General features: G+C 49.3%; 9 protein-coding genes and 1 pseudogene. 2 read left to right on the forward strand and 8 right to left on the reverse strand.

Translation table 11 applies throughout. The features are described 5' to 3' along the window. Positions 1-22: 22 nt before the first annotated feature. From F6J90_RS34545 to F6J90_RS34560, 4 genes are all read right to left on the reverse strand, one after another. Positions 23-18,592: a non-ribosomal peptide synthetase/type I polyketide synthase gene (locus tag F6J90_RS34545; RefSeq protein ID WP_293104471.1), complete on the reverse strand. Its 18,570-nt coding sequence runs from the start codon at positions 18,590-18,592 to the stop codon at positions 23-25. A gap of 358 nt (positions 18,593-18,950) precedes the next feature. Continuing rightward, positions 18,951-19,106 (reverse strand): hypothetical protein, encoded by a 156-nt coding sequence (locus tag F6J90_RS34550; RefSeq protein ID WP_293104473.1) that lies wholly within the window; start codon positions 19,104-19,106, stop codon positions 18,951-18,953. 666 nt (positions 19,107-19,772) lie between these two features. Continuing rightward, complete coding sequence (locus F6J90_RS34555) at positions 19,773-19,991, reverse strand: hypothetical protein (RefSeq protein ID WP_293104476.1); 219 nt, start codon at positions 19,989-19,991, stop codon at positions 19,773-19,775. A 4-nt stretch (positions 19,992-19,995) separates the two neighbouring features. Beyond that, positions 19,996-20,244 (reverse strand): hypothetical protein, encoded by a 249-nt coding sequence (locus tag F6J90_RS34560; protein WP_293104478.1) that lies wholly within the window; start codon positions 20,242-20,244, stop codon positions 19,996-19,998. 16 nt (positions 20,245-20,260) lie between these two features. Between F6J90_RS34560 and F6J90_RS34565 the strand changes: the two genes are divergently transcribed. Together F6J90_RS34565 and F6J90_RS34570 are read left to right on the forward strand one after the other, a co-directional pair. After that, positions 20,261-20,407, forward strand: coding sequence for a hypothetical protein (locus tag F6J90_RS34565; RefSeq protein ID WP_293104481.1), 147 nt, complete (start codon positions 20,261-20,263; stop codon positions 20,405-20,407). Between the two features lie 180 nt (positions 20,408-20,587). Next, positions 20,588-20,719 carry a hypothetical protein gene (locus F6J90_RS34570; protein ID WP_293104484.1) on the forward strand — a complete coding sequence of 44 codons (132 nt, stop codon included), beginning with the start codon at positions 20,588-20,590 and terminating at the stop codon, positions 20,717-20,719. Between the two features lie 352 nt (positions 20,720-21,071). On the opposite strand, the gene F6J90_RS34575 is transcribed toward F6J90_RS34570, so the two are convergent. The 4 genes and pseudogenes from F6J90_RS34575 to F6J90_RS34585 all read right to left on the reverse strand — a co-directional run bounded on the left by F6J90_RS34575 (position 21,072) and on the right by F6J90_RS34585 (position 23,339). After that, complete coding sequence (locus tag F6J90_RS34575; protein ID WP_293104487.1) at positions 21,072-22,166, reverse strand: amidinotransferase; 1,095 nt, start codon at positions 22,164-22,166, stop codon at positions 21,072-21,074. A 414-nt stretch (positions 22,167-22,580) separates the two neighbouring features. Continuing rightward, positions 22,581-22,743, reverse strand: a pseudogene (locus F6J90_RS34580) (transposase); the annotation flags it as partial. Between the two features lie 139 nt (positions 22,744-22,882). Next, entirely contained in the window at positions 22,883-23,044 is a 162-nt protein-coding gene (locus tag F6J90_RS43890; RefSeq protein WP_366513961.1) for a transposase, read from the reverse strand. Beyond that, positions 23,010-23,339 carry a transposase gene (locus F6J90_RS34585; protein WP_293104490.1) on the reverse strand — a complete coding sequence of 110 codons (330 nt, stop codon included), beginning with the start codon at positions 23,337-23,339 and terminating at the stop codon, positions 23,010-23,012. The genes F6J90_RS43890 and F6J90_RS34585 overlap by 35 nt, the downstream gene beginning before the upstream one ends. Positions 23,340-23,780 lie beyond the last annotated feature (441 nt).

The raw sequence follows: 23,780 nt of genomic DNA on the forward strand, positions 1-23,780 counted from the left end.
GGGATGAATTCTTCGGTCTTCGTCAAGGATCGAGGGATTCCTCCTGAACCCATTGTGATAAACGAGCAAGCAACTGTTCGCGGTTTTGTCCTTGGAGAATCGAGTAATGATCGGCTGGCATTAAATGCACCTCTAGATTATTGGGCAATGCTTGTTGCCAATTGGTTACTTCTGTGGTGACGACTTGGGAATCCCGCTCTCGGGCGAAGAAGGCGATCGCTCGGGTACTCTCAGACTGCAACGGTTCTGGACAGGAATAATCCAATAAGGCAGTATGGTTGCCCTGAAAGACCCGGAATAAGCGTTCGAGGCGATCCCTATCCACATCGGGGGAGAGAATTTGCATATCCCGAGCTTGTTTCAAGGCGGCATCCAATAACTCTTGTTCCGAAGCCGTTGCAGCTTTGAGATGGGACAATAAGTCCCGGTCTGCAAACCCTTGACCCTTCAGGCCGCCTAAATCGGCCAATAGGGATCCCAGCAGATTGCTATCCATTGTACTATACTCTGTTGGAGTTTGGCGTACCTCTGTTGGAATTTGGCGTACCGTAGTGGGGGCCGTACTATCGATGAGGATCAAAGACTCGATTTCTTCCCCCCTAGCCTGCAATTGGCGAGCAATTTCAAAGGAAATCAGGCCCCCGAGAGACCATCCTCCCAGCCGATAGGGGCCATGGGGTCGAACCCGTTGGATTTCCTCAATATAGGCTCGAGCCATCTCTTCAACCTGGGTTAGGGGAGGAGTATCCCCTTCCAAACCGAGGGACTCAAAGGCATAGAATGCACCATCAAGTGGCCAGTGACGAGCTAGAGGGGCATAGCAGAAACTGGTACCGCCAATGGGATGAATAAAGAAAGTGGGAATGCCGTGATCGCTCGGACGCAAGAGACTTAAAGGGGAAGAGGAAGAGGAAGGGTCAGTTTTCTTTGCTCGCTGGCGGAGCAACTGGACGAGATTTTCAATGGTGGGATTTTCAAACAAAACATTGGGGGTTAAGTCGGCTCCTAAACGTTCGCGGACTTGGGAAATCATCTTGATGGCCAACAGAGAATCCCCATTGAGAGCAAAGAAACTATCTTGGAGGCGAATATTTTCCACCCCGAGTACATCATGCCAAATTTCCAGTAGGGTTTGCTCTAAGACATCCGTTGCCGCAACTGTGGGTGTAATATCCAAACTGTCCGCTTTCATCAGTCCCAAAGCCACCTGCTTGTGTTTGAGGATGTGATCGGTACGGTTGTGACGGATTAATTCAAGCAGGTCTTGGGTCGAAACAACAACTTGGGAAAAACCTCGTTCTAGCACTCGTAAGAATGCTTCAACCCCTTCACTGGCCTGCATCCCTTCCTCTAATTCTGGATAAAGCCCGGAAATGCCCAAAACATCCATGACGGTATGCTGCTTGGAGTCAAGGGGTTGAATTTCAGGTGCATCTGCTGAGAGGACGACGGTTCTTTGACGGAGGCGCACTTTATCCATCGCTTCCCTGTCCCGTTCTAAGGGCAAAAGCGGTGGGGAGAGCAGTCCTCGGGCAACTCCCAGTGCCGTCACTGCTTCCTCATACAAGGTGTTGAAATGGGGAAATTCTAAGTCGAGTCGGATTCTTGCTAAGGTTAAGGATCGCTGGGATAAAAATTCTGCCGCCGTGAGGGTTGGTGCAGTCACATCAACGCCCAAAAGGAGAGAGCCGTAAGGGGCGAGGATTCCAGGGAGCAACTGTTCTTTGTCTTTGGGAAGCGATCGCAACAAGAGCAAGACATTGATGCCGCGACCGTCGGTTGTTTGCTCGCGGATGGCGGGGGCATGGGAGAGGGCCTCGGAGGGTAGAAATTGGACGTTGGCTAAATCTTCAGCCATTGTCCGCTCCCCATTCTCATGCAGCACAAAAATCCGTCCGCCCCGTTGTGCTGCCAGTTCGTTAGCAACACCTAAGACAGCTCGACCCCAACCGCAATCAACTCCCCAAACCAGTAAATTTTGACCGGGATGCCATGAGGTTAAGTAGTTGAGGGTATAAACTGCGAGTAGATAATCGGGTAAATAGGCGGTGGCGATCTCGCAATCGAGTTGGCAATGAAGGGGAAACAGGACAGGTTCTAGGAAGGGAGCAACCATTGAAGCCGACGGTTCCGGTTGGGGGATAAAGGCGACCACTGCATCCCCGCAGCAAATTTCGTTTTGGTTTGCCGTCGCCGTACCGACGAGGGTGATCGCGGCAAATGCTTTTTCTGTCCCAGTGGGGTAGTAGGCTCGGGCTCGAACCTGAAGGGGTAATGTTACTTCTGGGGAGGTGGATTCCTCAACGCTAACAGGTTGCAAGCGATATTCCCTAATGTTAGCAAGTTCCGTCCCAGTCTCATCGAACAGGGTAAAGTCATAGGACAAATCCGGTTCTCCCGAGGTGGTATTGCTACGGAAGCGAGCATGGCAGTAAAATTTGGCCGGGAGCGATCTCCAAACCCGCACGCTGCCATAGCGGTATGGCAGATAGAGGGGCCCGTCCCCAAGGGCAAATCCAGTGGCTAAATCCAGTAGAGCCGGATGGAGCTTATATTCTGCTAGATCCCCACGGAAAGATTCTGGCAGGTCAAATTCCCCTAGGGCTTCCCCTTCTCCCGAACTGACTGATTGAAGCGATTGTTGCCAGCGATCGCCTAAGACAACAGGCCCAGTTTTGAGGTCCACTTCAAGGGTTTGAGTACAAGTATCACGTAGGGGGGCAATGGATATCGCCCCTGGTTCTCCTAATAAAGGACGAGCTCGACCAACGGCGTGTTTTTTCCACTGGGATTGACCCTCATTGAAAATCAGGCTTTCAATAGCAAAAGTCAAAACCTCTCCTTGCTCTTGCGGACGGGTTAAAATCGTGCGGACAAAAGTTTCCCCGCCAGCCGCAACCGTCAGCAACTCGAAGAAATACACGTCATATAATTCCAGTTGCGGCCAATTGCCATAATGTTCGCAAGCAGAGCGAGCCATTTCCAATAATGCGGTACCTGGTAAAGTAGCAACGTCGTGCAGGCGATGTTCTCCCACCACCCAATCTTTATCGGGAGTGAAACAACTGGCATAAATGGACTGGCCAGTTTCTGTATCAAAGCAGTAGTCAAATAAAGGCAGATCTACCCAACGAGTAGCAGTCTTGTTAATGGCTTTTTTCATCACCATTTGCATGGCAGCCCCTGTAGTGCGCCACATCCCCCAGTTGATAGCAAGAGAAGGAAGCCCTTCGGCGGTTTTTTGTGTCGCCCAAGCATCTAAAAAGGCATTAGCGGCACAGTAATCAGATTGAGCGTAGAGACCGACTACAGAAGCTAAAGAGGAGCAATGAACAACAAAATCAGGAGGATGATCAGCCAGGAGGCGATCCAAAATGTAAGCCCCCTCAATTTTCGGTGCCATGACCGCTTTGGCACTCTCCGGGGTTTTGAACTGCATCATCCCATCTTGCAGGATAAAGGCAGCGTGGATAATCCCATTGATGGGGCCGTAGCGCTCTTGGATATCTTGAATCACCTCCTGCATCCGGGCTTCATCGGTGATATCGGCTTGATAAACCTTCACCTCGGCTCCCGCCTCTCGCCAAGTCTGCAATCGGCGAATACGATTTTTCAACAGTTCGTCTGGACTGAGTTCTGCCAACCAATGGGTGCTGCGATCGCTGGCAGCTTGTTTTTGTCCGAGGACGAGGCCGATATCTGTAGTCTCTCGCCTTTGGGTATCCCGGGGATAACTTTGAATGCCCTGCAAACCTTGACGAGAATATGCCATTTCCCAGTCTTCTAGAGACAGGAGGGGGGAACCGGTTCCGAGATCGCGCTGATCTTGAAAATACCACCACCCTTCTGCTAGTCCCCAAACGAGATCGATCCAAGGTTCCGATCGGGGGGATTCAATTAAAGCGAGTATTCCTTTCGGGGCCAGTAAATTCTGGAGATGAAATAATGTTTCATCAATGCGGGGTGTGGCGTGGACGACGTTTAAACCCAGGATCAGATCGAAGGATTCATAGTTAAAGCCTTGTTCCCGTCCGTCCCGAGAAATGTCGAGGACGGCAAATTTCATAAACTCAAACCCCTTTTGGCGGGCATGTTCTTGGGCTTCCAGGACAAAATTGTTGCCAATATCTGTAAAGTGATACTCTATATTTTGCCCTTGACAGTGAGGGACGAGTTCCCAAGTGAGCAAACCATTGCCCGCGCCAATTTCAAGAATGCGGAAGGTGCGTCCGGGGGCGGTGGGTTGCAGCCTGGGCAGGAGTTGGGGGATTAACTGTCGATAAATCCGCTCAAAGCTGTATTCTTCTGTGTCTGCCATACATTGACGGAGAAAATCACCCCGTCCTTCTGGATATATAACACCGATGGCAGGAATATCTCCTGCTAAGGCAGGCCCGTAATGCTCATAACAATGGTGCAAGAGTCGGAATTGACCACGAAATTCAGGAAATTTCTGACTGAGTTGCTCTTTGATAACATCCGGTGTCGGTAGGGATTCGGCCTCGGCCAGTTGGGGGCAATCGCCTTGGAAGGATAATAATTCCTGCTGGCTCAACAAGCGGAGCATAAACTCAAAAAAGCGCTGAAATTGGGGTTGTATCCGTAAAATTTGCCGCCATTCTTCTCGACTGGCGGGATTGCGATCGCCCTGCCATGCTTGTTTGAGGTAGTGATAGGCACAAGAAAGGGACATTTGCATTAAGCCATCATAGATATCGCAACGTTCTCGGATGCCTTGAATGCCGGAACTGCGGTAAAATTCTGCCTCTTCCTCGGTTAGGGAGTGTTTCCAGTCCGCGAGATTCCCCCGAATGCGATCACTCAGGTATGCTTCCCAGTCTTTTTGCTCTGGGAAAAACGAACGTCCAGTCAGAGCTACTTTGGCCCCATAGTCTCCGATGAGGTGTCGAGCAATATGAAGGCCGACACCCCCCAAACCGCCAGTAATCAAATAGACCCCTTTAGGTTTAACAGGAATGCCAGGGGTATCGAGGGGATTAACCCCTTGGGGAACGAATTGCCGCACCCAACGACGATCGCTGCGATAGGCAACAACCCGATCTTCTGGATGCCAGCGTCCCATTTCTGCGAAGAGGAAGTCTAGGGGCAGGACATCTGTTGCCCAATCAAGGTTTTGACAGCGAATATTAGGATATTCCACCGGGATGACTAGGCCGGGTCCCAGGAGGGCGGCTTTTTCCGGACAGAGGAATTCTCCCTGTTCCACGATATGTTGGTAGTTAGTAGGGATGGTCAGGGCAAATTGCCGTTCTAGAGGCAGCCGTCCCAAAGCTTGGACTAAAAACAATAAGTCTTGGTAGTATTCGTCGGCACGATGATGATACTCAAGGCTCGGAGTAAATCCCCGCAGATAGACAATGTGGGTAGGAGGGGAAGATGTTTCCCCGAGCAAGCGATCGAAGTCTTCTCCGACACTGGGGCGAAAACGAAAAGTTCGTGAGTCTAGCTGTTCAAATTCTTCCCCAGCTAGCAGGATGAGGCAAACCCCCCCCGAACTGCCGTAACGATCGGCGATGGTAGCCGCGATCGCGCGACTGAATTCCGTGTCATTCGCCCAGAGCCAACAGTTGCCCAAAGGCAATACTTCTCCTTCGGATAAAGGCCGGGACTCCCAACGAGGAACATAGAACCAATCTGCAATATCCGGTTTTTTAGCGAGAGGAACTAGGGTTTCCAGGGGAGAATCCGGTGTAGAAGGTTCATGAGAGGAAGATTTAGAAGAGTCGAGCGGGGAACGAGGAAGGAAGAGGTGAGAACGACGCTCGAAAGGATAGGTAGGGAGGGACATGCGGCGACAAGGCTGCTCGTGTCCGAAAGCCTTCCAATCGATAGCAACCCCCAACTGCCACAAGCTCCCCAGAGTTTGCAACAGCTTTTGTAAATCGTTTGCAGTTTCCCGGGGGTGTCTTAAAGTAGTTAACAATCGTGCCAATTCTTGGGAGTTGCGCGAGGACAATTGACGGGCGGCAAGAGTAGAAAGTACGTTCCCGGGTCCTACCTCTAAAAGAATGCGATCGCGATCGCTCAATAATTTGCTCACTCCATCGGCATAGCGCACGGGCTCCCGCAGATGGCGCAGCCAATAGTCCGGCAAGCAAACCGTTTCGGGGTCTGCCCAATCTCCAGTAATATTAGAGATAAATGGGAGGTGGGGTCGATTAAATCTGATTTGGTTCAGACGATTTCGAAATTCGGGCAAACACCCCTCCATCATCGGAGAATGAAAAGCATGGGAGGTCTGCAAAATACGACAGATGCGTCCTTGGCTTTCCCACTGTTGTTGCAGTTGGTCGATAGCTTCGCAAGTGCCGGAGAGGACAGTGACATTGGGAGCATTTAAAGCCGCAATCGCGACTAATCTTTGATACTGTCCTTGTTGCAGGAACTCCCGGGCCTCCTCTTCCGTTGCGTCCAGGGAAAGCATTGCCCCAGGAGGCATTTTTGCCATCAGTTCCCCTCGGGCCACGGTCAATTCCAAAGCATCGGGCAAGTCAAAAACCCCAGCCAAGTGAGCCGCGACAATCTCACCAATACTGTGACCCAAGAAAGCCGCCGGGCGAATGCCCCAAGCCTCCAGCAATTGGTTGAGGGCGTATTCGAACGCGAAGAGGGCTGGTTGAGCGAAACGGGTTTGCCTCAATTGCCCTGCTGGGTTGCCCGAGGAGGAAGAATCTATCTTGTCGGGATAGAGCAAAGCCAATAAATCCCAGTCAAACTGCGATCGCACCAAGTCCCGACATTTCTCTAGAGCCGTGCGAAACACAGGTTCATTTTCATATAAATCCCAGCCCATGCCCATATATTGACTGCCCTGGCCGGGGAACAAAAAGGCAAGGGATGGAGAGCGATCGCTCTCGACTTCTACAGCTTTGGCTTCCTGCCAAGCAGCCAATTCGGCAGCAGTTTTGCAGACGAGAAAGCTACGGTGAGCAAACTCCCCTCGACCCACTTGCAGCGTCAAAGCCGCATCGGCGAGAGAAGATTCTGGATGTTGCTGGAGATAAGTCACCACGTTTTGGCAAGTTTGCCTTAATGCTTCGGGAGTTCGAGCGGAAAAAGGCAGCAACTGATAAGGACGGATAAAAGTAGCGTCAACAGGGCGGGAGGGAGCTTCTTCGACGATGAGATGAGCATTTGTTCCCCCAATCCCAAAAGAACTCACTCCGGCACGGCGTGGGCGATCACCTCGCCGCCAGGGACCGAGTCGGCTCTGAACAAAGAAGGGACTGTTAGCAAAATCAATCTTGGGGTTGGGGTCCTGAAAATGCAAACTGGGAGGAATCTCTGCGTGTTTGAGGGCCAATAAGGTCTTGATCAATCCCGCCGCCCCGGCTGCTGCGTCGAGATGACCGATATTGGTTTTCACTGCACCCAAGGCGCAAAAATGTTTCCGTTGGGTTTGTTGTCGAAAGGCTGCTGTTAAGGCTGTAATCTCAATGGGGTCTCCTAATGGGGTTCCGGTACCGTGAGTTTCAATATAGGTGATATCTTCAACATTCCCTCCCGCCATTGCTTGGGCCGCTGCAATAGCCGCAGTTTGTCCCGTCACTCCTGGGGCGGTATAGCCCATTTTGTCTTGACCATCGTTATTGAGGCCGAATCCTCGGATGACTCCATAAATGTGATCGCCCTCTGCTAATGCCTCTGATAGGCGCTTTAGAACGACAATGGCACAACCATCTCCCATGACTGTTCCTTGGGCTTGGCGATCGAAGGCTCGACAAGCTCCATCCGGGGAAAGAACTCCTCCGGGTTGGTACTGAGAACCGTGGGGAATGCGGATGGAACAACCGCCAGCAACCATGAGGTCTCCTTGACCAGCTAAGAGCGCTTGAGATGCGAGGATGACGGAGACCAACGAGGTAGAACAGGCAGTTTGCACCGCAATTGCAGGTCCTCGGAAGTTGAGTTTATAAGCAGTCTTGGTCACCATAAAGTCCCGGTAATTGCCAAAGAAAACTTGGGTTTCTCGGGCTGTTGCGGGAACGTCTTCCGCATGACCAAGAATGTAATGAAGGTAGGTGGTATCTCCGGTGCCGCCGTAGATACCAATGCTACCTGGATAGCGGTGAGGATCGTAGCCAGCATCTTCGAGGGCCGTGTAGACACATTCGAGGAAAATCCGATGCTGGGGATCCATAAATTCCGCTTCCCGGGGGCTATAGCCAAAAAAGTCGGCATCGAATTCAAAGGCCGACTTCAGCCGCCCTCGGGTCTTGAGATAATCGGGATGGCTCAGGGATGACTCAGGCACGCCAAATTGTCGCAGTTCTTCATTGCTGAAAGAAACAATGCTCTCAACGCCATTTTTCAGGTTTTCCCAGAAGGAATCAATATCTTCTGCCCCGGGGAAACGACCGGCCATACCGACAATCGCAATAGCCTCGTCTGTTTGCGAGGGGGACTCGCTTCCTCGGAGAGGGACGGACTTGGAAGACTCTCCCCCCTGGCCATTCTTTCCCGCAGCCAAATAGGTTGCCATTTTGTGAATGGTGGGATGTTGGAACATTTCTACGGGAGTCACATCCCATTTGAGGGCTTTGCTGAGGCGATCGCAGACCTGAATGACTAAGAGGGAGTGACCCCCTACTTCAAAAAAGTTGTCGTCAATCCCAAAACGATCCTGTTGGAGGATTTCTCGCCAGATGGCGCTAATGCGTTGTTCCAGTTCGTTTCCGGGCAAGAATGATGGGGTGGGGGCTGAGAGTGGGGTTTGAGGAAGGTGTTTGGTAAGAGACTGGCGATCGATCTTGCCACGATCGTTGAGGGGAAAAGACCGAAGAAAGACCCATTCTGTCGGAATCATATAAGAAGGGAGAGACTGTTCCAAATACTGGCGCAAAGTTTTCCGCAGTTCTGTGGTTCGCTGTTTCCAACCCGGAGTGTTGCCCCATACTTCTTGGGAAGAAGCATCTGCCATCGGTTCGGGAAAAGCGATCGGGACATAAGCACAATCCCTGCGGATAAAACAAACATCCAGAGTGGTTGCCCAGTTGGAGTTGCCACAGGAGAGTTCTACTCGATAGCCCGCATTTTCTCCCAGTTCGATTAAATCTTCTGGATCGATCCCTCCTGCTACTTTGGCTCTCTCTCGCAATTGTCCTACAGAAAGAGAGTGATCGCCGCTTTCCAACATCCTTTGCAAAGTTTCCTCTCCCATCAGTCTGGCGTTGGGGATGCGACAATAGGCAATGCGTTCCGGTCGTTCCTGTTCGAGACGATGGCGCACTGCTTCGATCCCAACTTTCCCAACTTGGGCATTCCAATCCAGCCAGTCTAGGGGAATGGGTCGGACTCCATCTAAATAGAGAAAGACATCATAGCGAAATCGGTTTAATTCGTTGTGAATTCGACCCCGTTGGGGTTCGATCCGCACTGAGCTAATGCGAGGAAAGCGCTGTTGCAGGTGAAAAAAGAAGGCGGGATCGATGGCTAATTCTGGCTCTTCTTCTAAGGCTCGACGGGCGCGATCCGCCAACTCCCTGATGGAGAGATGTTCCGGGGCACGGGCCGTTTGCACTGAGAGATGAAACAGGGGCAGCAGGGGCAAACTCCGCAGATCCCCGAGAAAGAAGCAACCGCCCTTCTCCATGCGGCTGAATGCCTCTTGCAAGACCTCCTCTAAGTAGGCCAGACTGGGGAAGTACTGTACAGTCGAGTTGAGAATGCCGAAATCGAAAGATGCAATCTTGCCAAATTCGTGAGCTGGTTGTTGCAATAACTCCACCTCACCATAATCTCCCGAAATCTCAATTTCCTGTTGGAGGCGGGAAAGGGCAGAACGAGAAATATCGGTGCCGATGTAGTGTTTCGCATCCCGAGCCAAGCGCAGCAGGAGCAAACCGGTCCCACATCCCAATTCCACGATGCGACGGGGATGATGTGCGGCAATGCGATCGACTCGGTTCTGCACCCAAACTGCCATCTCTTCATCGGCAATCCGCTCTCCGGTATAACTGTTCATCCACCCCGCCGTGTTAAATTTTCCATCTCGGGCTTGGTCGATATCTCGGTAGATGAGTTCGTCAAAGGTGCGAGACCATTGTTCCACTTGCTCGCGATTGCCCGAGGATCTCTCTGGGCTAGCTTCTTGAGGAACAATATAACTCACCAGTCGTTTTTCTCCTCCAATGGGAGCGGTTAAAACCACCGTTTCCGCCACAGCAGGATGATTCGATAAAACTCGTTCGATTTCCTTCGGTTCGATCCGAAATCCTCGGATTTTGATCATATCATCCCCGCGACCGATAAATTCAACGGTGCCGTCGGGACCCATCCGCACTAAATCTCCCGTCCGGTACATCTTGGCCTCGGGCAAGGTCGAAAAGCGATCCCGACGGAAGCGATCGCTCGTCAGCTCGGGACGGCCCCAATAATCCCGAGCTAAGCCATCTCCTGCTACATACAGTTCTCCCACGGCACCTAAAGGAACCAAGGCTAAAGCCTCATCCAAAATATAAAGCTGAGTCCCATTAATAGCTTTGCCAATTGGAACTTTCTCCTGATACTCCTCGGGATACTGCATCACATGACAGCAGGTAAAAGTAGTATTCTCGGTGGGTCCGTAGCCATTAATCACGACCCCTTCGGGGTTTTGCTTGAGAGCGCGATTGACAGCGGCGGGTTGGAGAACATCCCCCCCCGCCAGCAGTTGGCGCAGGTGGCGCAGGTCTTCAGGTCGCTCTTTCATAAAGAGATGAAAGAGTCCGGCGGTGAACCAAGCGGTGGTCACTTTTTGTTCTCGAATCCACCGCCCCAGTTCTGCTAAGGAGGGCTGTCCTGGGGGTGCGAGGATGAGGGTCGCCCCATTCAGCAATGTTCCCCAAATCTCCAAGGTGGAGGCATCAAAGGCTAAAGGGGCAAAACCGAGCATTCGTTCTGAGGGATCGAGGCGAAGGTAGTTGGGTTCTATGGCCAAACGGACTACTCCCCGATGGGGAATGCTGACTCCTTTGGGCTGGCCAGTAGACCCGGAGGTAAAAGCCACATAACACAGTTCCTCCGGGGTGCTAGCAATATCTATATTTTCACGGCTTTGCTCTAGGGCGGCTCGGGAGAATTCTGGATCATCAAGGACGAGAATCTCATACCCATCCAAGGCGATCTCTTCTCGGGTTTGAGTGGTGGTTAAAATCACGCTCGCTCCTACGGTTTCCAGAATAAAAGCATTGCGCTCTTTGGGATTAGCAGGATCGAGGGCTACATAGAAGCTACCGGTTTTGAGAATGGCCAGTAAAGCGATAATCAGGTCGGCTTGGCGGGGAATGCAAATGGCTATGGCTTGTCCTGGTTGAATGCCGCAATCGCGCAATGCCCAAGCCCAGCGATTTGCTCGTTCGTTCAAGTCCTGATAGGAGAGTGTTTCCCCCCCATTGTCAATGACAGCGATTTTATCGGGATATTGCCCCACTCGCTCTTCAAAGAGTTTATGCACCGATGTGGTCACCGAGACCCGAGGTCCGCGACCCAAGCGTAAAATCTCAGTTTTCTCGCTATCCTCCAGCAGAGGAATACCGACAACAGGGCGTTCGACATCTTGAACGATTGCTTCGAGAATACGATGATAATGGCGCAGCAATCGTTGAATAGTCTCTGGGTCGAACAAGTCGGGATTGTAGATAATTTCGCTGCTGATGCCTCCATCAACTCGCCAAAGATGAAATTCGAGGTCGAACCGGGTCGTAAATGCTTCAAAGCAGGTTGGCGCTGGTGGCAAGTTGAGGAGTTGCAACGGGGCGGTCGGTGCGTTTTGCAGGGCGAACACTGTTTGCACGAGGGGGTTGCAAATACTGCTGCGATCGGGCTGCAATACTTCTACGAGGCGATCGAAGGGCAAATCCTGATACTGGTAAGCCTCAAGAGTCATCTGTCGCACCTGTTGTAGCAAATCCCGGCAGGATAAGTCTCCCGAAATTTTGCAGCGCAGGACTAAGGTATTGACAAAAAAGCCAATCATGCCTTCAATTTCTTGGGCGTTGCGATTGGCAATGGGGGAGGCGATGGCAATATCTTCTTGGTTGCAATAGCGATAGAGGAGAATGTAATAGCTAGCTAAAAGCCCCATGAAGAGGGTGATATTCTCCTGCCGACATAAGGCTTCGAGCTTTGTGGTTAACTCTGGGGAAATAGGCAATTTCTCGCAGCGACCGCGAAACCCGGGAGGGAAGGCACGAGGGCGATCGAAGGGCAAGCCCAAGGGGGGTAAATCTGCCAGTTGCTCCAGCCAATAGGGAAGCTGCTGGGCCTCAAGGAAATCTGACATCCATTGTTTCTGGGCAATGGCAAAATCCGGATATTGAATTGGGAGGGGAGGGAAAGTGGGGGGGCGATCGCCACAACGAGCCCCATAAGCCAGACTCAATTCCTCCAGAAATACCCCCAAGGACCAACCATCAAAAACAATGTGGTGAATACTGAGGATCAATGCCCGCGTCCCTGATAAACCATCCAACAACAAAAAGCGGGCGAGGCAATCTTCCCTTAAGTTTACTTTACGCAATGCCTCTGCTTCGAGGAGGGTGCGGGTGAAGCTGAAAAATTCTTCTCCGGGGGGAAGGGAGAGTTCCTCTAAGAAAACCGGGCGATGGGTTTCGATGACTTGGAAGGGTTCTCCTCCTTTGGCATCAAACCGCGCCCGCAGGATTTCGTGACGCTGCACCAGGTCATTGAGGGCGGCTTTCAAGGCGGCAATATTTAAGTCTCCCTGGAGATAGAAATGAGCTACAACATTATAGGCAGAACTCTCTGGATTGAGGGCATCCAAAAACCAAAGCCGTTGTTGAGCATAGGATAGGGGTAAAGCATCCCCTGCCTGGCGGCGGGCAGGACGCAATTGCCAGATCGATCGCGATTTCCCTTGGCGTTGTTCGATGAAATGTGCCAGTTCGCCGATGGTTTGAGCTTCAAAGATATCGGGCAAGGACATTTCAATCTCGAAGGCATCGCACAATCGTGACAGCAGGCGGGTGGCGTGGAGGGAATGTCCCCCCAGGGCAAAAAAGTCTTCTTGGATGCCCACCTGCTCCAATTCCAGAATATCCTCCCAAATGTGACAAATCTGTTCTTCAATGGCATTACGGGGGGCTGTCAGTTCTCTTTCCCGTTCCGGTTCTGGTAAGGCTTTGCGATCGATCTTGCCATTGGCATTTAAGGGAAAAGCCTCAAGAATCGTTAGGGTAGCGGGCAGCATTTGTCGGGGTAACCGGGGGGCTAAGGAGTCTCGGATCTGGCGGCGGAGGGCTTCAGGGGGGAGATTGCCTTTGGCGGTGAGATAGGCTGCCAGGTGGGGATTTCCCTTGCTACCGCGCAGAACCACAATCGCTTTTTCAACTTCGGCAACACTCTCTTCAATGGCGGTTTCAATTTCCCCGGTCTCCACCCGCAATCCCCGAATTTGCACCTGATAATCCCGCCGACCAATAAAATCAATCTCTCCGTTGGGGAAATACCGAGCCAAATCTCCAGTACGATAGAGCCGCGCTGGGGACTCCGTAAAGGGATTGGACACAAATCGCTCTTGGGTCAGGTCGGGACGGTTTAAATAGCTTCGGGCGATATTTTTGCCCCCCAGATAAAGTTCTCCGGCCACGCCGATGGGGAGGGGACGTTGCTGGCGATCGAGAATGTAGGTTTGAACGTTGGCTATGGGACAGCCAATGGAGGGCAATCCTTGGGCTTCTTCCCCTCGGGGGGCAACTTGACCAAAGGTGGAATACACTGTATTTTCCGTCGGACCGTAACCGTTGAAAAGGGTAAAGGGCAGATCCCGAGGGGGTCGCAGTTTCAAGCGATCGCCTCCAGTAGTCATCAGGCGCAAGTCTGAATGGGGAGGCCATGTCAATTTTAGCAGTTCTTCGGCTAAGGGGGTGACTAAAAAGGTAATGGTGGTAATTTGGCGCTCTATCACCCAATCCCGGAATTCTTCAGCCGGGGCGGGAATCTCAAAGTCCGGCAGGCAAATGGTTCCCCCCACTGCTAGATAAGTCCATACTTCCATAATTGTGGCATCAAATCCCAACCCTGCCACTTGCGTGCCGCGATCCCTTGGGGTCAGTTCCAGTTGGCGACAAAACCAAGAGACAAAATTGTGTAGGGAACCGTGGGTCAGAACCACGCCTTTTGGCTGTCCTGTCGAACCTGAAGTATAGATGATACAGGCGGGCTTTTCCTCTGAGGTGGAATAATCCTTCTCCAATGAAGAAGATTCGTCTGTTGGGACTAAGTCTTCATCCTCCCAAACCACAACCCTTTCCGGGGCAAGGAAAGTCACTCCGACACCGTTCCCTTGACTCACCAACAGTTGAGCGCGGGAATCTTCTAAAATAAAGCGCAACCGTTCTGGGGGAATCGCTGCATCGACAGGTAAATAGACTCCTCCTACTTTCCAAATCCCCAATAGTGTGGCAATCCACTCGGGAGATCGCGGCAAATGTACAACCACTATCTCTCCCGGTTGCAGTCCTTTCCCTCGCAACACATCTGCCATCCGGGCTGCCAAATGATTCAATTGGGCATAAGATAAGGAGCGCTCTCCTTGTTCGATGGCAATTTTCTTGGGGGCAAGGGTAACTCTTTGTGCAAATGAGGCGAGAATACTGCCATTCCAAGGAAACTCAACCGTCCTCTGATTCCAATCTACAACCAAGCGTTTATAGTCTTTGGAACGCAACACTTGTATAGGTTTTAGGGTTTGGTTGGCATCGGCAATTAACTGTTCTACCAACCATTGATAACTGTCGAGAAAAGCGGTAATCGAAGCTCCATCGAAGCGGGACTCGTCGTAAATAGCCTGTACCAGCAGCTCTTCATCTTTGATAATTGCCAGAGTCAAAGCATAGTTAGAACGTTCGTGAATCTCAAACTCTCGGAAAAACAGACCTTCCACCCGAGAATTCAAATGGCGATCTAGAGATTCTTCATCAAACACCAAAATAGCGTCAAACAGGTTTTCCGTACCACTCCAGCGATGCACGTCTACCAAGGAACTCTGTTCGTACTCATTCAGGGCAAAGACGGCATCCCGAGTCTCTTTCAGGAATTCTCCCACTGAAAACTCTGCAGCGGGATGCAATCGAAGGGGTAGGGTATTGATAAACAGCCCGAGGGTTGCTTCCATCCCTGGGGGAAGTTGAGCGCGACCGGATAAAGTCAGGCCAAAAACCACATCTTCGCGATCGAGATAGCGCCCCAGCAAGATTCCAAAGGCAGCCGTCAAGACTGTATTTACGGTTACTCTCTGAGTACGGGCAAAATGCACTAACTGCTTGCTCAGGGGTTGAGATAGTCGCAAATCAATCTTTTGATGCCCTCCAGCTCGGGCATCTTCTTGGGGAAAGCCAAAGGATAAGGAACTGGGTTCGTATCCCTGCAGTCTCTCCTGCCAAAATGCTGCGGCTGACTTTGAGTCGAAGGAATCTAAATTCTTGATAAAGTCCCCAAATAGTCTGGGTTCTGGGACTTGGTAAATTAGCCCTTGCTGTCCCATTTTATAGATGCGAAAAACTTCATCGAAGATGAGAAAAATCTCCCATTCAGCCATCAACAGGTGCATGTGGGTGAAGAGCAAATGATGGCAGTTTTCCCCATAGCGAATGAGAGTCACTCGCAGTAGTGGTGCTTCGGTTAAATCAAAGCCTCGGGCGCGGTCTTCGAGGAGTAAATTTGCCCATTGTTGCGATCGCACTTCCGCCGATGCCCCACTCCAGTCTAAATTAGCCCAAGGAAGACGTCCCTCGGATTCGACAATCTGAATAGGTTGACGCAGCCCTTCCCAATGGAATGAGGTTCGTAATATGGGGTGTCGCATCACGACCCTCTCAAATGCTGTTTGGAGAAGGGCAGTATCTAATTCACCATCGATGATTAACCCGATTTGAAGCAGATAAATCCATTCTTCTGGTTGGTGGAGAGTATGAAATAAGATTCCGTGTTGTAAAGATGATAGAGGATAAGCATCCTTTGCCTTTGCCAGTTTTTCCTGCAACCAAGTCCGTTGTTCTTCGGAGGATGTCTCTATTTCAATTTCTGAGGTGAGAACTGATGCACGATCCTCGGAAGCCCCTAAGCTAATTTCAGGATTTTTATGCTCCTTTTGCTCTTCAATGCCAGCAACGATCTCCGATATCTGCGGCGCTGCCAAAAAATCCAGGATTGTCAGGTAAATTCCCTCATTACGAAGCCTGGAGAGGATTCGCACGGCTTGCAATGAATCTCCCCCTAGGGCAAAAAAGTCTTCTTGGATGCCCACCTGCTCTAATTCCAGAATCTCCCCCCAAATGCGACAAAGGCGTTCCTCAATGGAATTGCGCGGCGCTGTTAGTTCTCTTTCCCGTTCCGGTTCCGGTAGAGCTTTGCGGTCGATCTTGCCATTAGCATTCAAAGGAAAAGACTCAAGCACCGTCAGAGTAGAGGGCACCATTTGTCGGGGCAACCGAGCTGCTAAAGCATCTCGAATCTCGCGGCGGAGAGCTGCCGCAGGTAGATTTCCCTTAGCCGTGAGATACGCCGCCAGTTTGGGATTATTCTCGGGGTTGCGAAGGATGACGATCGCTTTTTCAACATCAGCAACACTTTCTTCAATAGCGGTTTCAATCTCCCCGAGTTCCACCCGTAATCCCCGAATTTGCACTTGATAATCCCGCCGACCGATAAAATCAATCTCTCCGTTAGGTAAATACCGAGCCAAATCCCCCGTGCGATAGAGCCGCGAAGGGTACTCCGCAAACGGATTGGATACAAATCGCTCTTCAGTCAAGTCGGGACGGTTTAAATAGCCTCGGGCGAGATTTTTGCCCCCCAGATAAAGCTCTCCAGTAACGCCGATGGGGAGGGGGCGTTGCTGGCGATCGAGAATGTAGGCTTGAACGTTGGCTATGGGACGGCCAATAGCGGGCAATCCTTTAGCCTCTTCTCCTTGGGGGGCAACCGTGCTAAAAGTGGAATACACCGTATTTTCCGCTGGACCGTAACCGTTGAAGAAGGTAAAAGGCAAATTCGCAGGCGGTCGCAGTTTCAGGCGATCTCCTGCAGTAGTCATCAACCGCACGCTCGAATAGGGGGGCCATGTCACTTTAAGAAGTTCTTCGGCTAAGGGGGTGACTAAAAAGGTAATAGTGGTAATTTTGCGTGCGATCACCCAATCCCGGAATTGTTCGGCAGGAGCGGGAATCTCAAACTCCGGCAGACAAATGGTTCCTCCCACTGTCAGATAACTCCACACCTCCATAATTGTGAGATCGAATCCTAACCCGGCAACTTGCGTCCCGCGATCACTAGGAGTTAGCTCCAATCGGCGATGGCACCAAGATACAAAATTGTGAATAGAACCGTGGGTCAGAACCACCCCTTTTGGCTGTCCTGTGGAACCAGAAGTATAGATAATGCAGGCGGGTGTTGCCTCTTCAGTGGGGTAATGATTCTCTACCGAAGGGAAAGATTCCTCCTTGGCAGATAAATCTTCATCCTCCCAGACCACAACCCGTTCGGGGGGAAGGAAAGCCACTCCCACACTCTCCCGTCGGGTCACTAACAGCTTAGCTCGCGAGTTCTCCAAGATAAAGCTCAACCGTTTTGCGGGAACGGCTGCATCCACTGGCAAATATACGCCCCCCAACTTCCAAATCCCTAACAGGGTCGCAATCCACTCTGGCTCGCGGGGCAAATGCACGACGACGATATCTCCTGGTTGCAGCCCTTTGCCTCGCAAAATCTCTGCCATCCTGGCTGCCAAGCGATTCAGTTTTGCGTAAGAGAGGGAACGCTCTCCTTGTTCGACGGCAATGTTCCCCGGGGCAATTGTCACCCGTTCTGCAAACAAGGCGAGAATACTGCGATCGCTCGGAAAATCAACGGCGGTCTGATTCCAATCTACCACCAGGCGCTGATATTCCTCGGGACGCAACAATTCTAAGGATTGGAGGCTTTGGCTCGCATCGGCTATGACTTGTTCTAGCAGCCATTGGTAACTGTCAAGGAAAGCTACAATGGAAGGCCGATCGAAGCGTGATTCATCGTAAATAACTTGCAGCCATCGTTCTTCATTTTCATTTTTGCTGATAGCGAGGGTCAACACATAATTGCCATCCTTATTGCCATCCTTTAAGTCTCTGTCTGTTCCGAACAGGGACTTGAGGGTCAATTCTCTCTCCAAAGGAGTTTCACTTAATACCAATAATGTGTCTATTGTATCTCCTGTTTCGCTTACCTGACGACTTGCTTTTATATTTTTTCCTATATTTTTAAAATGACCAATCGCCTCGGGAATTTCTTTTAAATACTTTTCTACCGTATATTCTGATTTTGGATGCAGCCCCAAGGGCAACTCTTGTATTAAGCCATTTATTTCCACATCTGAATTCGATACGCTTAGAGCGAACCCTGCTTTATCACAATCCGTATAGCGTGCCAATAGTAAGCCATAGGCTCCAATCCAAAGGATTTCAGAGGTTAATCCGAGAGTCTTAGCCAAAGTCTCGATGCGAGCGCTGAGGTCATCAGAAACTGGAATATTGATGATTTTGTCTGACCCAGATTTGCCCCTCAATTCGGGAAACCCAAAAACAAGTCTTGCCATGTTCATCACCTGATTTTACTTTTTACCATCTTGAAATTGCCCTGGCGGTTGCTATATAAACTGGAATGAAATTAGGGGAGATCGAAATAGGATTTCAGTTCTCTACGACGCACATCGAGAGTTGCACAATGGAAATATCCCCCAAACAAAAATTTACTAATTGAATGGTTTCAACAGCGAACATTCTGTATCACTTAAATCAGGATTTGGCTTTCTCATCGGTGTGGCAATTTGAGGCAGAGGTGTCATTGAGCGAAATTCATTCAACCTCAACTAGGTTAGCATCTACTGAGCTTAACTTTTTCTCTCTTTATATTTTTTTTACTAATCAGCTCTAAGGGCAGGGCTAGGGAGCATGTCAAATTTGCAGAACAAATGTACTAAAATAACTCATAACTGCTACTGGGTAGTGGTGAATGCGAGCGCTGAGGTCTTCAAAAACTGGAATATTGATGATTTTGTCTGACCCAGATTTGCCCCTCAATTCGGGAAACCCAAAAACAAGTCTTGCCATGTTCATCACCTGATTTTACTTTTAACCATGTTGAAATTGCCCTGCCGGTTGGTGTATAAACTCGAATGAGCAATTAGGGGAGATCGAAATAGGATTTTAGTTCTCCTCTACGACGCACATCGAGAGTTGCACAATGGAAATATCCCCCAAACAAAAATGTACTAATTGACTTAGTAATGGTTTGAACACCTCCGATTCTCTATCACTTAAATCACTTGGATAGGGCTTTCTCGTCGGTGTGGCAATTTGAGGCAGACGTGTCATTGATCGCAATTCATTCAACCTCAACTAGGTTAGCATCTACTGAACTTAACTTTTTTTCTCTTTATATTTTCTTTACTAATCAGCTCTAAGGGCAGGGCTATTTCATTCTATAGCAATTATTATACCCATGAGGTACGAATCTCTGGGTTTTAGGGAGCAGGGAGCAGGGAAGAGGGAAGAGGAAAGAGGGAAGAGGGCAAAAATAATGTGTACCTCATAGCTATGAGAAACGCTATAAATAGGTTTTTGAGTGTCTTAAGGCATTAACCAGCCCGACTCTGGGCTTGAGCCATATTTTGAAAACCATTGTCGCGATCTAAATTCAGAGGCAAAGTTGCGTGCCAGTGCCCAAAGAAGTACGCCTAGGTGGGGTACGAATCCGTGAAGCATCTTCCCCTTGAGTCACCGATACGGACATAATGCACTTTGTTCTCCACTCCCCAATAGCCTCGAATAGATTTGACGTTCTGACTCCACTCGAATCAGGGTGCGCAGTCCGGGAAAATCAGGTATACCATCAAGTTGATCAGTGATGCTGACGGTGGGTTTTTCAATCCAACCATGCCCCAAATTGATCGGCAAAACGGTCTGTTGGGCTTGAAAGGAACCCTTTGACCGCACTCAGTCACCTGGATTGGTTGCCTTTGAGTGCTCCGTTGGTAATCGTTCCCGCACTTCGTGGATGACCATGAGCGTTTTTTTGGGTGCTGATGGCATCAAAGGAGAACACCACACCCAAAACAGCTATCTGTGGGATAAATGCCGGTAAGGCGGTAATTTCATTCGTCAAAGAATCCACCTGATCGGCACACAGAATAAGTGGAAGTTCCACAATAATGGCTAACCCATCATCATGGCCTATGGGAAAATCCACCTGTGGGTGATCCCTGATGGCTTCAATTGACCCCCGTAGCACTTTGCCCATCGGTGGCAATGGTTTATCTCGGTTAAATGGGGTTCAACCCCATTTAACCGAGATAAACAGGGGGAATACATCGGATATTCCACCCGTAGCAACCTCCGAGACGAAACCTTAGATCACCTCGCCAAAATAGTTGCTAGGTTATGGGTAAAAGGTAACGGTCTGTTGTAATCAGGCGAGGTGATCTTACGGTAACTTCTAACCGTCGAATCGTGCTGTAGGACTGGTTTGCGTCCAATAGGGAGGCGAAAATAAAGCAACCAATTGATCGTGATCGGCTTTCAACCAATCCCCAATGGCAAGAAACCCTCGATTGCCCGCCGCCACCGCCAGGGTGAATAATGGGGTGGGCTTAGCTATGGCGCTGCCTATGGGGTGCGCCGACTATCTGGTAGGTCAGCTTTGGCTGGGACAATGGCAGGTTTAGACATCTGAAGTACGCTATCACAGACGACTTCAAGATCAGATCAGTTCCTCAATTAGAATGAAATAGCCCTGGCTCTAAGGGACTTGCCCAAAAATAAAGTACCAGCTATACCATCGATTTCTCTTTCATGGTAGTGAAATTATTGGTACATTATTAAATTGCTAGTCCCTAACAATACTCGGGATAGCTTTTATACCCCAGAACCACCACTTAGCAAGGGTTGCTGCCTGCTGGCATCCATTTTTTCTTTCGTCAGCCCCAGGGCTAACTTGCAAAAAATCTATCTATCCAGCAAAGGCTTACGCTGCAAGGCTTACAGCTACGTAAACCCAAAGCGATCCGGAGTATTGCACTAAGAAAGATCGAAATAGGATTTTAGTTCTCCCCGACGACGCACATCAAGAGTTGCACAATGAAAAGATCCCCCAAAAATGTAATAGTTAAAGAAAGGGCAGGGAATGGGTTTAAATCCCCAGTCTTTAAAGGCTTGAATAGTATGGACTTGGGATTTTTCTACCATAATCCGTTCTTCATCAAGCATGAGAAAATTCATATTTATCCACTGACTGATGGGAACCTTTTTTTGCCAGTCTAGTATGACGGGAGTCGGGCATTCAAAAATATCCCATTGTTTTCTGACGAATTCAGGAATACCCTCATAATCCATAAACTTGGGATTGTAGAGCAGTTTCCCGGGAGCCATTGGCATAAAAGTTGTATCGATATGACAGGCTTGACGGCACTTTGTTTTAACTTCGTGAATGCGATACTTATCTCCTAAGTGACGGCGCAGCCATTCAATCCCGGACTGATTAGTGACGTGACTTCTTTGCACAAATATATCCCGACCGCAACGAACAAAATCCGCCGCATCAAATGTGGGTTCAAACTCTGTGGTGACATATCGCATTTCTTCTCCCTCACCGGGGAGTTGATAATTTGCATCGTATAGGTCATCTAAAAGTTCCGGTCTGGGAGCAGAAGTCCAGCGAGCACCTTGTGAGAAGTATTCCTTCAGAATAGTGCGATAAGGGTGTATCTCATAATGGCGATCGCGATGGGCCATGGGGGCTTCAATCAGTTCATCACCAATCACCAGAAGGACATCCCGGGGATTCGCGCTGCAAAAACTGCTTTCTACGGACCAATAGGGAGTGCTGTAGGATTGAGATAAGGGATATAAATCCGGTTGTCGAATCTTGACCCCTTCTGCCTCTAAAATATGAATGAACTCTGCTAAATCTTTTTGACCTGCTGCAATCAATTCTTCCGAATAAGGAGATGCGCCTCTATCGCGTTCTTCAATTCGCTTCTTGAGATATTCTGAATCCGGAGGAACTGTTGCTCGTGCAATTGTTTGCCATGTGGGTATCATGGCTCCATCAAGGCGACCAACAATAACCTCCTCTAGTAGATCCCATTCATTGTAAGAATTAACTGGCTTCATGATTTATTTTATTCTTTACTTCGTATAGCTAGCGTAACTTCAAAAGAAAGTAACTTCTACCGATTGAGAATAGCAGATTGTGCTGAACAATTGCACTGCTAGATTTGTCAAAAAGTTGTCTGAGCAATTTACGACCAAATATTACTTTAACCCACATTCCGTAGGTTGGTCACACCAGTATATAATTTTTGGCAGGGAGCACCAAGAAACTGAAGAATCCTGTGATGCTCGTGAGTTAAGTTGACAATTTGCTCGACTCCGCCTAGGATAACTAAATAAATCGACTGAAAGCAGTGAAATACCCACCGCATCCTCCTTTCAAGGGTATGTTTTTAAGCTCAAGGGGTGACAACAAGCTTACAAAGCACTCTGGATAAGGGATAGAGCGTTAAGAGCTGATTTGTAAACAAAAAATTAAGACGCTAATCTTCTTGTCATCAAACGAATTAGTGAACCATATATCATCCCTGTACTCATCTGTATATATAGCTCATAGTCTTTACTAAGCGCGTCTAAATCGATTTAACCAGCCAAATGTTCTTTCTACAATCCATCGTTTCGGTAAAAAAAATTTTAAACTCTGTTGATTTCCTTTCTATCACTTCGACTCGAACAGAATCAACACATACCTGTTTGACGGCTTGAGCAAAATTCTTTCCTGAATAACCATTGATCCACCCAGACCACTTCTAATAACTTCAGTTTATAAGCGTGCTTCAGACCAAACGACTACTGCTGAGAGCCTTTGCTGAACCATTGGCTGACCTTACTAATACCCCAATAAGTAATCGAAGATAATCGAATACTATGTGACGTTTACGCCCTTTAACTTTTTTCCCACCATCATGGGCCGCAGACTGCCCCTTTTTTTTCGTCATCTTGATGGATTGAGAGTCCGTTATCCCAACAGTGGATTGTAATTCTCACCCCTTGAGCAAGTCTGATTTGTGATCGTAACTGGTCATGAAGAAGCTGCCATGTTCTTCGTCGCTGCCACTTCGGGAAATCACCATATACAGTGGTATAGGGAGGCAATTCATCAGGTAACATTTCCCACTGACAACCTGTCCAATGAAGATCAAAAATACCATTGAGGATTTCTCTTAAATCAACTGTTCTAGGATGTCTAGGATGCCCAAAGTCTTTCGGTTGAGGTAGTAATAGTTTCAACACCTCCGAACCTCCGATTCTGTATCACTTAAATCACTTGGATAGGGCTTTCTCGTCGGTGTGGCAATTTGATGCAGACGTATCATTGAGCGAAATTCATTCAACCTCAAGTAGGTTAACATCTACTGAGCTTAACTTTTTCTCTCTTTATATTTTCTTTACTAATCAGCTCTAAGCGTGGCAGGGTAGTCGCATTTTGTTTGGGATAAATTGTACTTGACAAAAAGGGGGATATGCAGTATATTTAATTTTTGCCGTTGCATCTGTCTTACTGGCGCGTCAAGCTTAAAATAGTGTAATAGACAGAAAACAAACTGGATAATATGGGAAGAGATCGTCGGGTAATGGTTTTTCTAACTTCAGACCAGAGAGAAAAACTGGAAGGAATTAGTCGTAATGTAAGGATTCAGGTAGGGGATTGACAAAGCTTGGGGTGGGGTCGCA

The organism is Moorena sp. SIOASIH (assembly GCF_010671925.1).
Classification (GTDB): Bacteria; Cyanobacteriota; Cyanobacteriia; order Cyanobacteriales; family Coleofasciculaceae; genus Moorena.

Bases quoted from the DNA above. Each gene is read 5' to 3' on its own strand.
- F6J90_RS34545 (WP_293104471.1), bottom strand. From the start codon at position 18,592: ATGGCAAGACTTGTTTTTGGGTTTCCCGAATTGAGGGGCAAATCTGGG.
- F6J90_RS34550 (WP_293104473.1), bottom strand. From the start codon at position 19,106: ATGGCAAGACTTGTTTTTGGGTTTCCCGAATTGAGGGGCAAATCTGGG.
- F6J90_RS34565 (WP_293104481.1), top strand. From the start codon at position 20,261: ATGGCTTCAATTGACCCCCGTAGCACTTTGCCCATCGGTGGCAATGGT.
- F6J90_RS34570 (WP_293104484.1), top strand. From the start codon at position 20,588: ATGGCAAGAAACCCTCGATTGCCCGCCGCCACCGCCAGGGTGAATAAT.
- F6J90_RS34575 (WP_293104487.1), bottom strand. From the start codon at position 22,166: ATGAAGCCAGTTAATTCTTACAATGAATGGGATCTACTAGAGGAGGTT.
- F6J90_RS43890 (WP_366513961.1), bottom strand. From the start codon at position 23,044: ATGACGAAAAAAAAGGGGCAGTCTGCGGCCCATGATGGTGGGAAAAAA.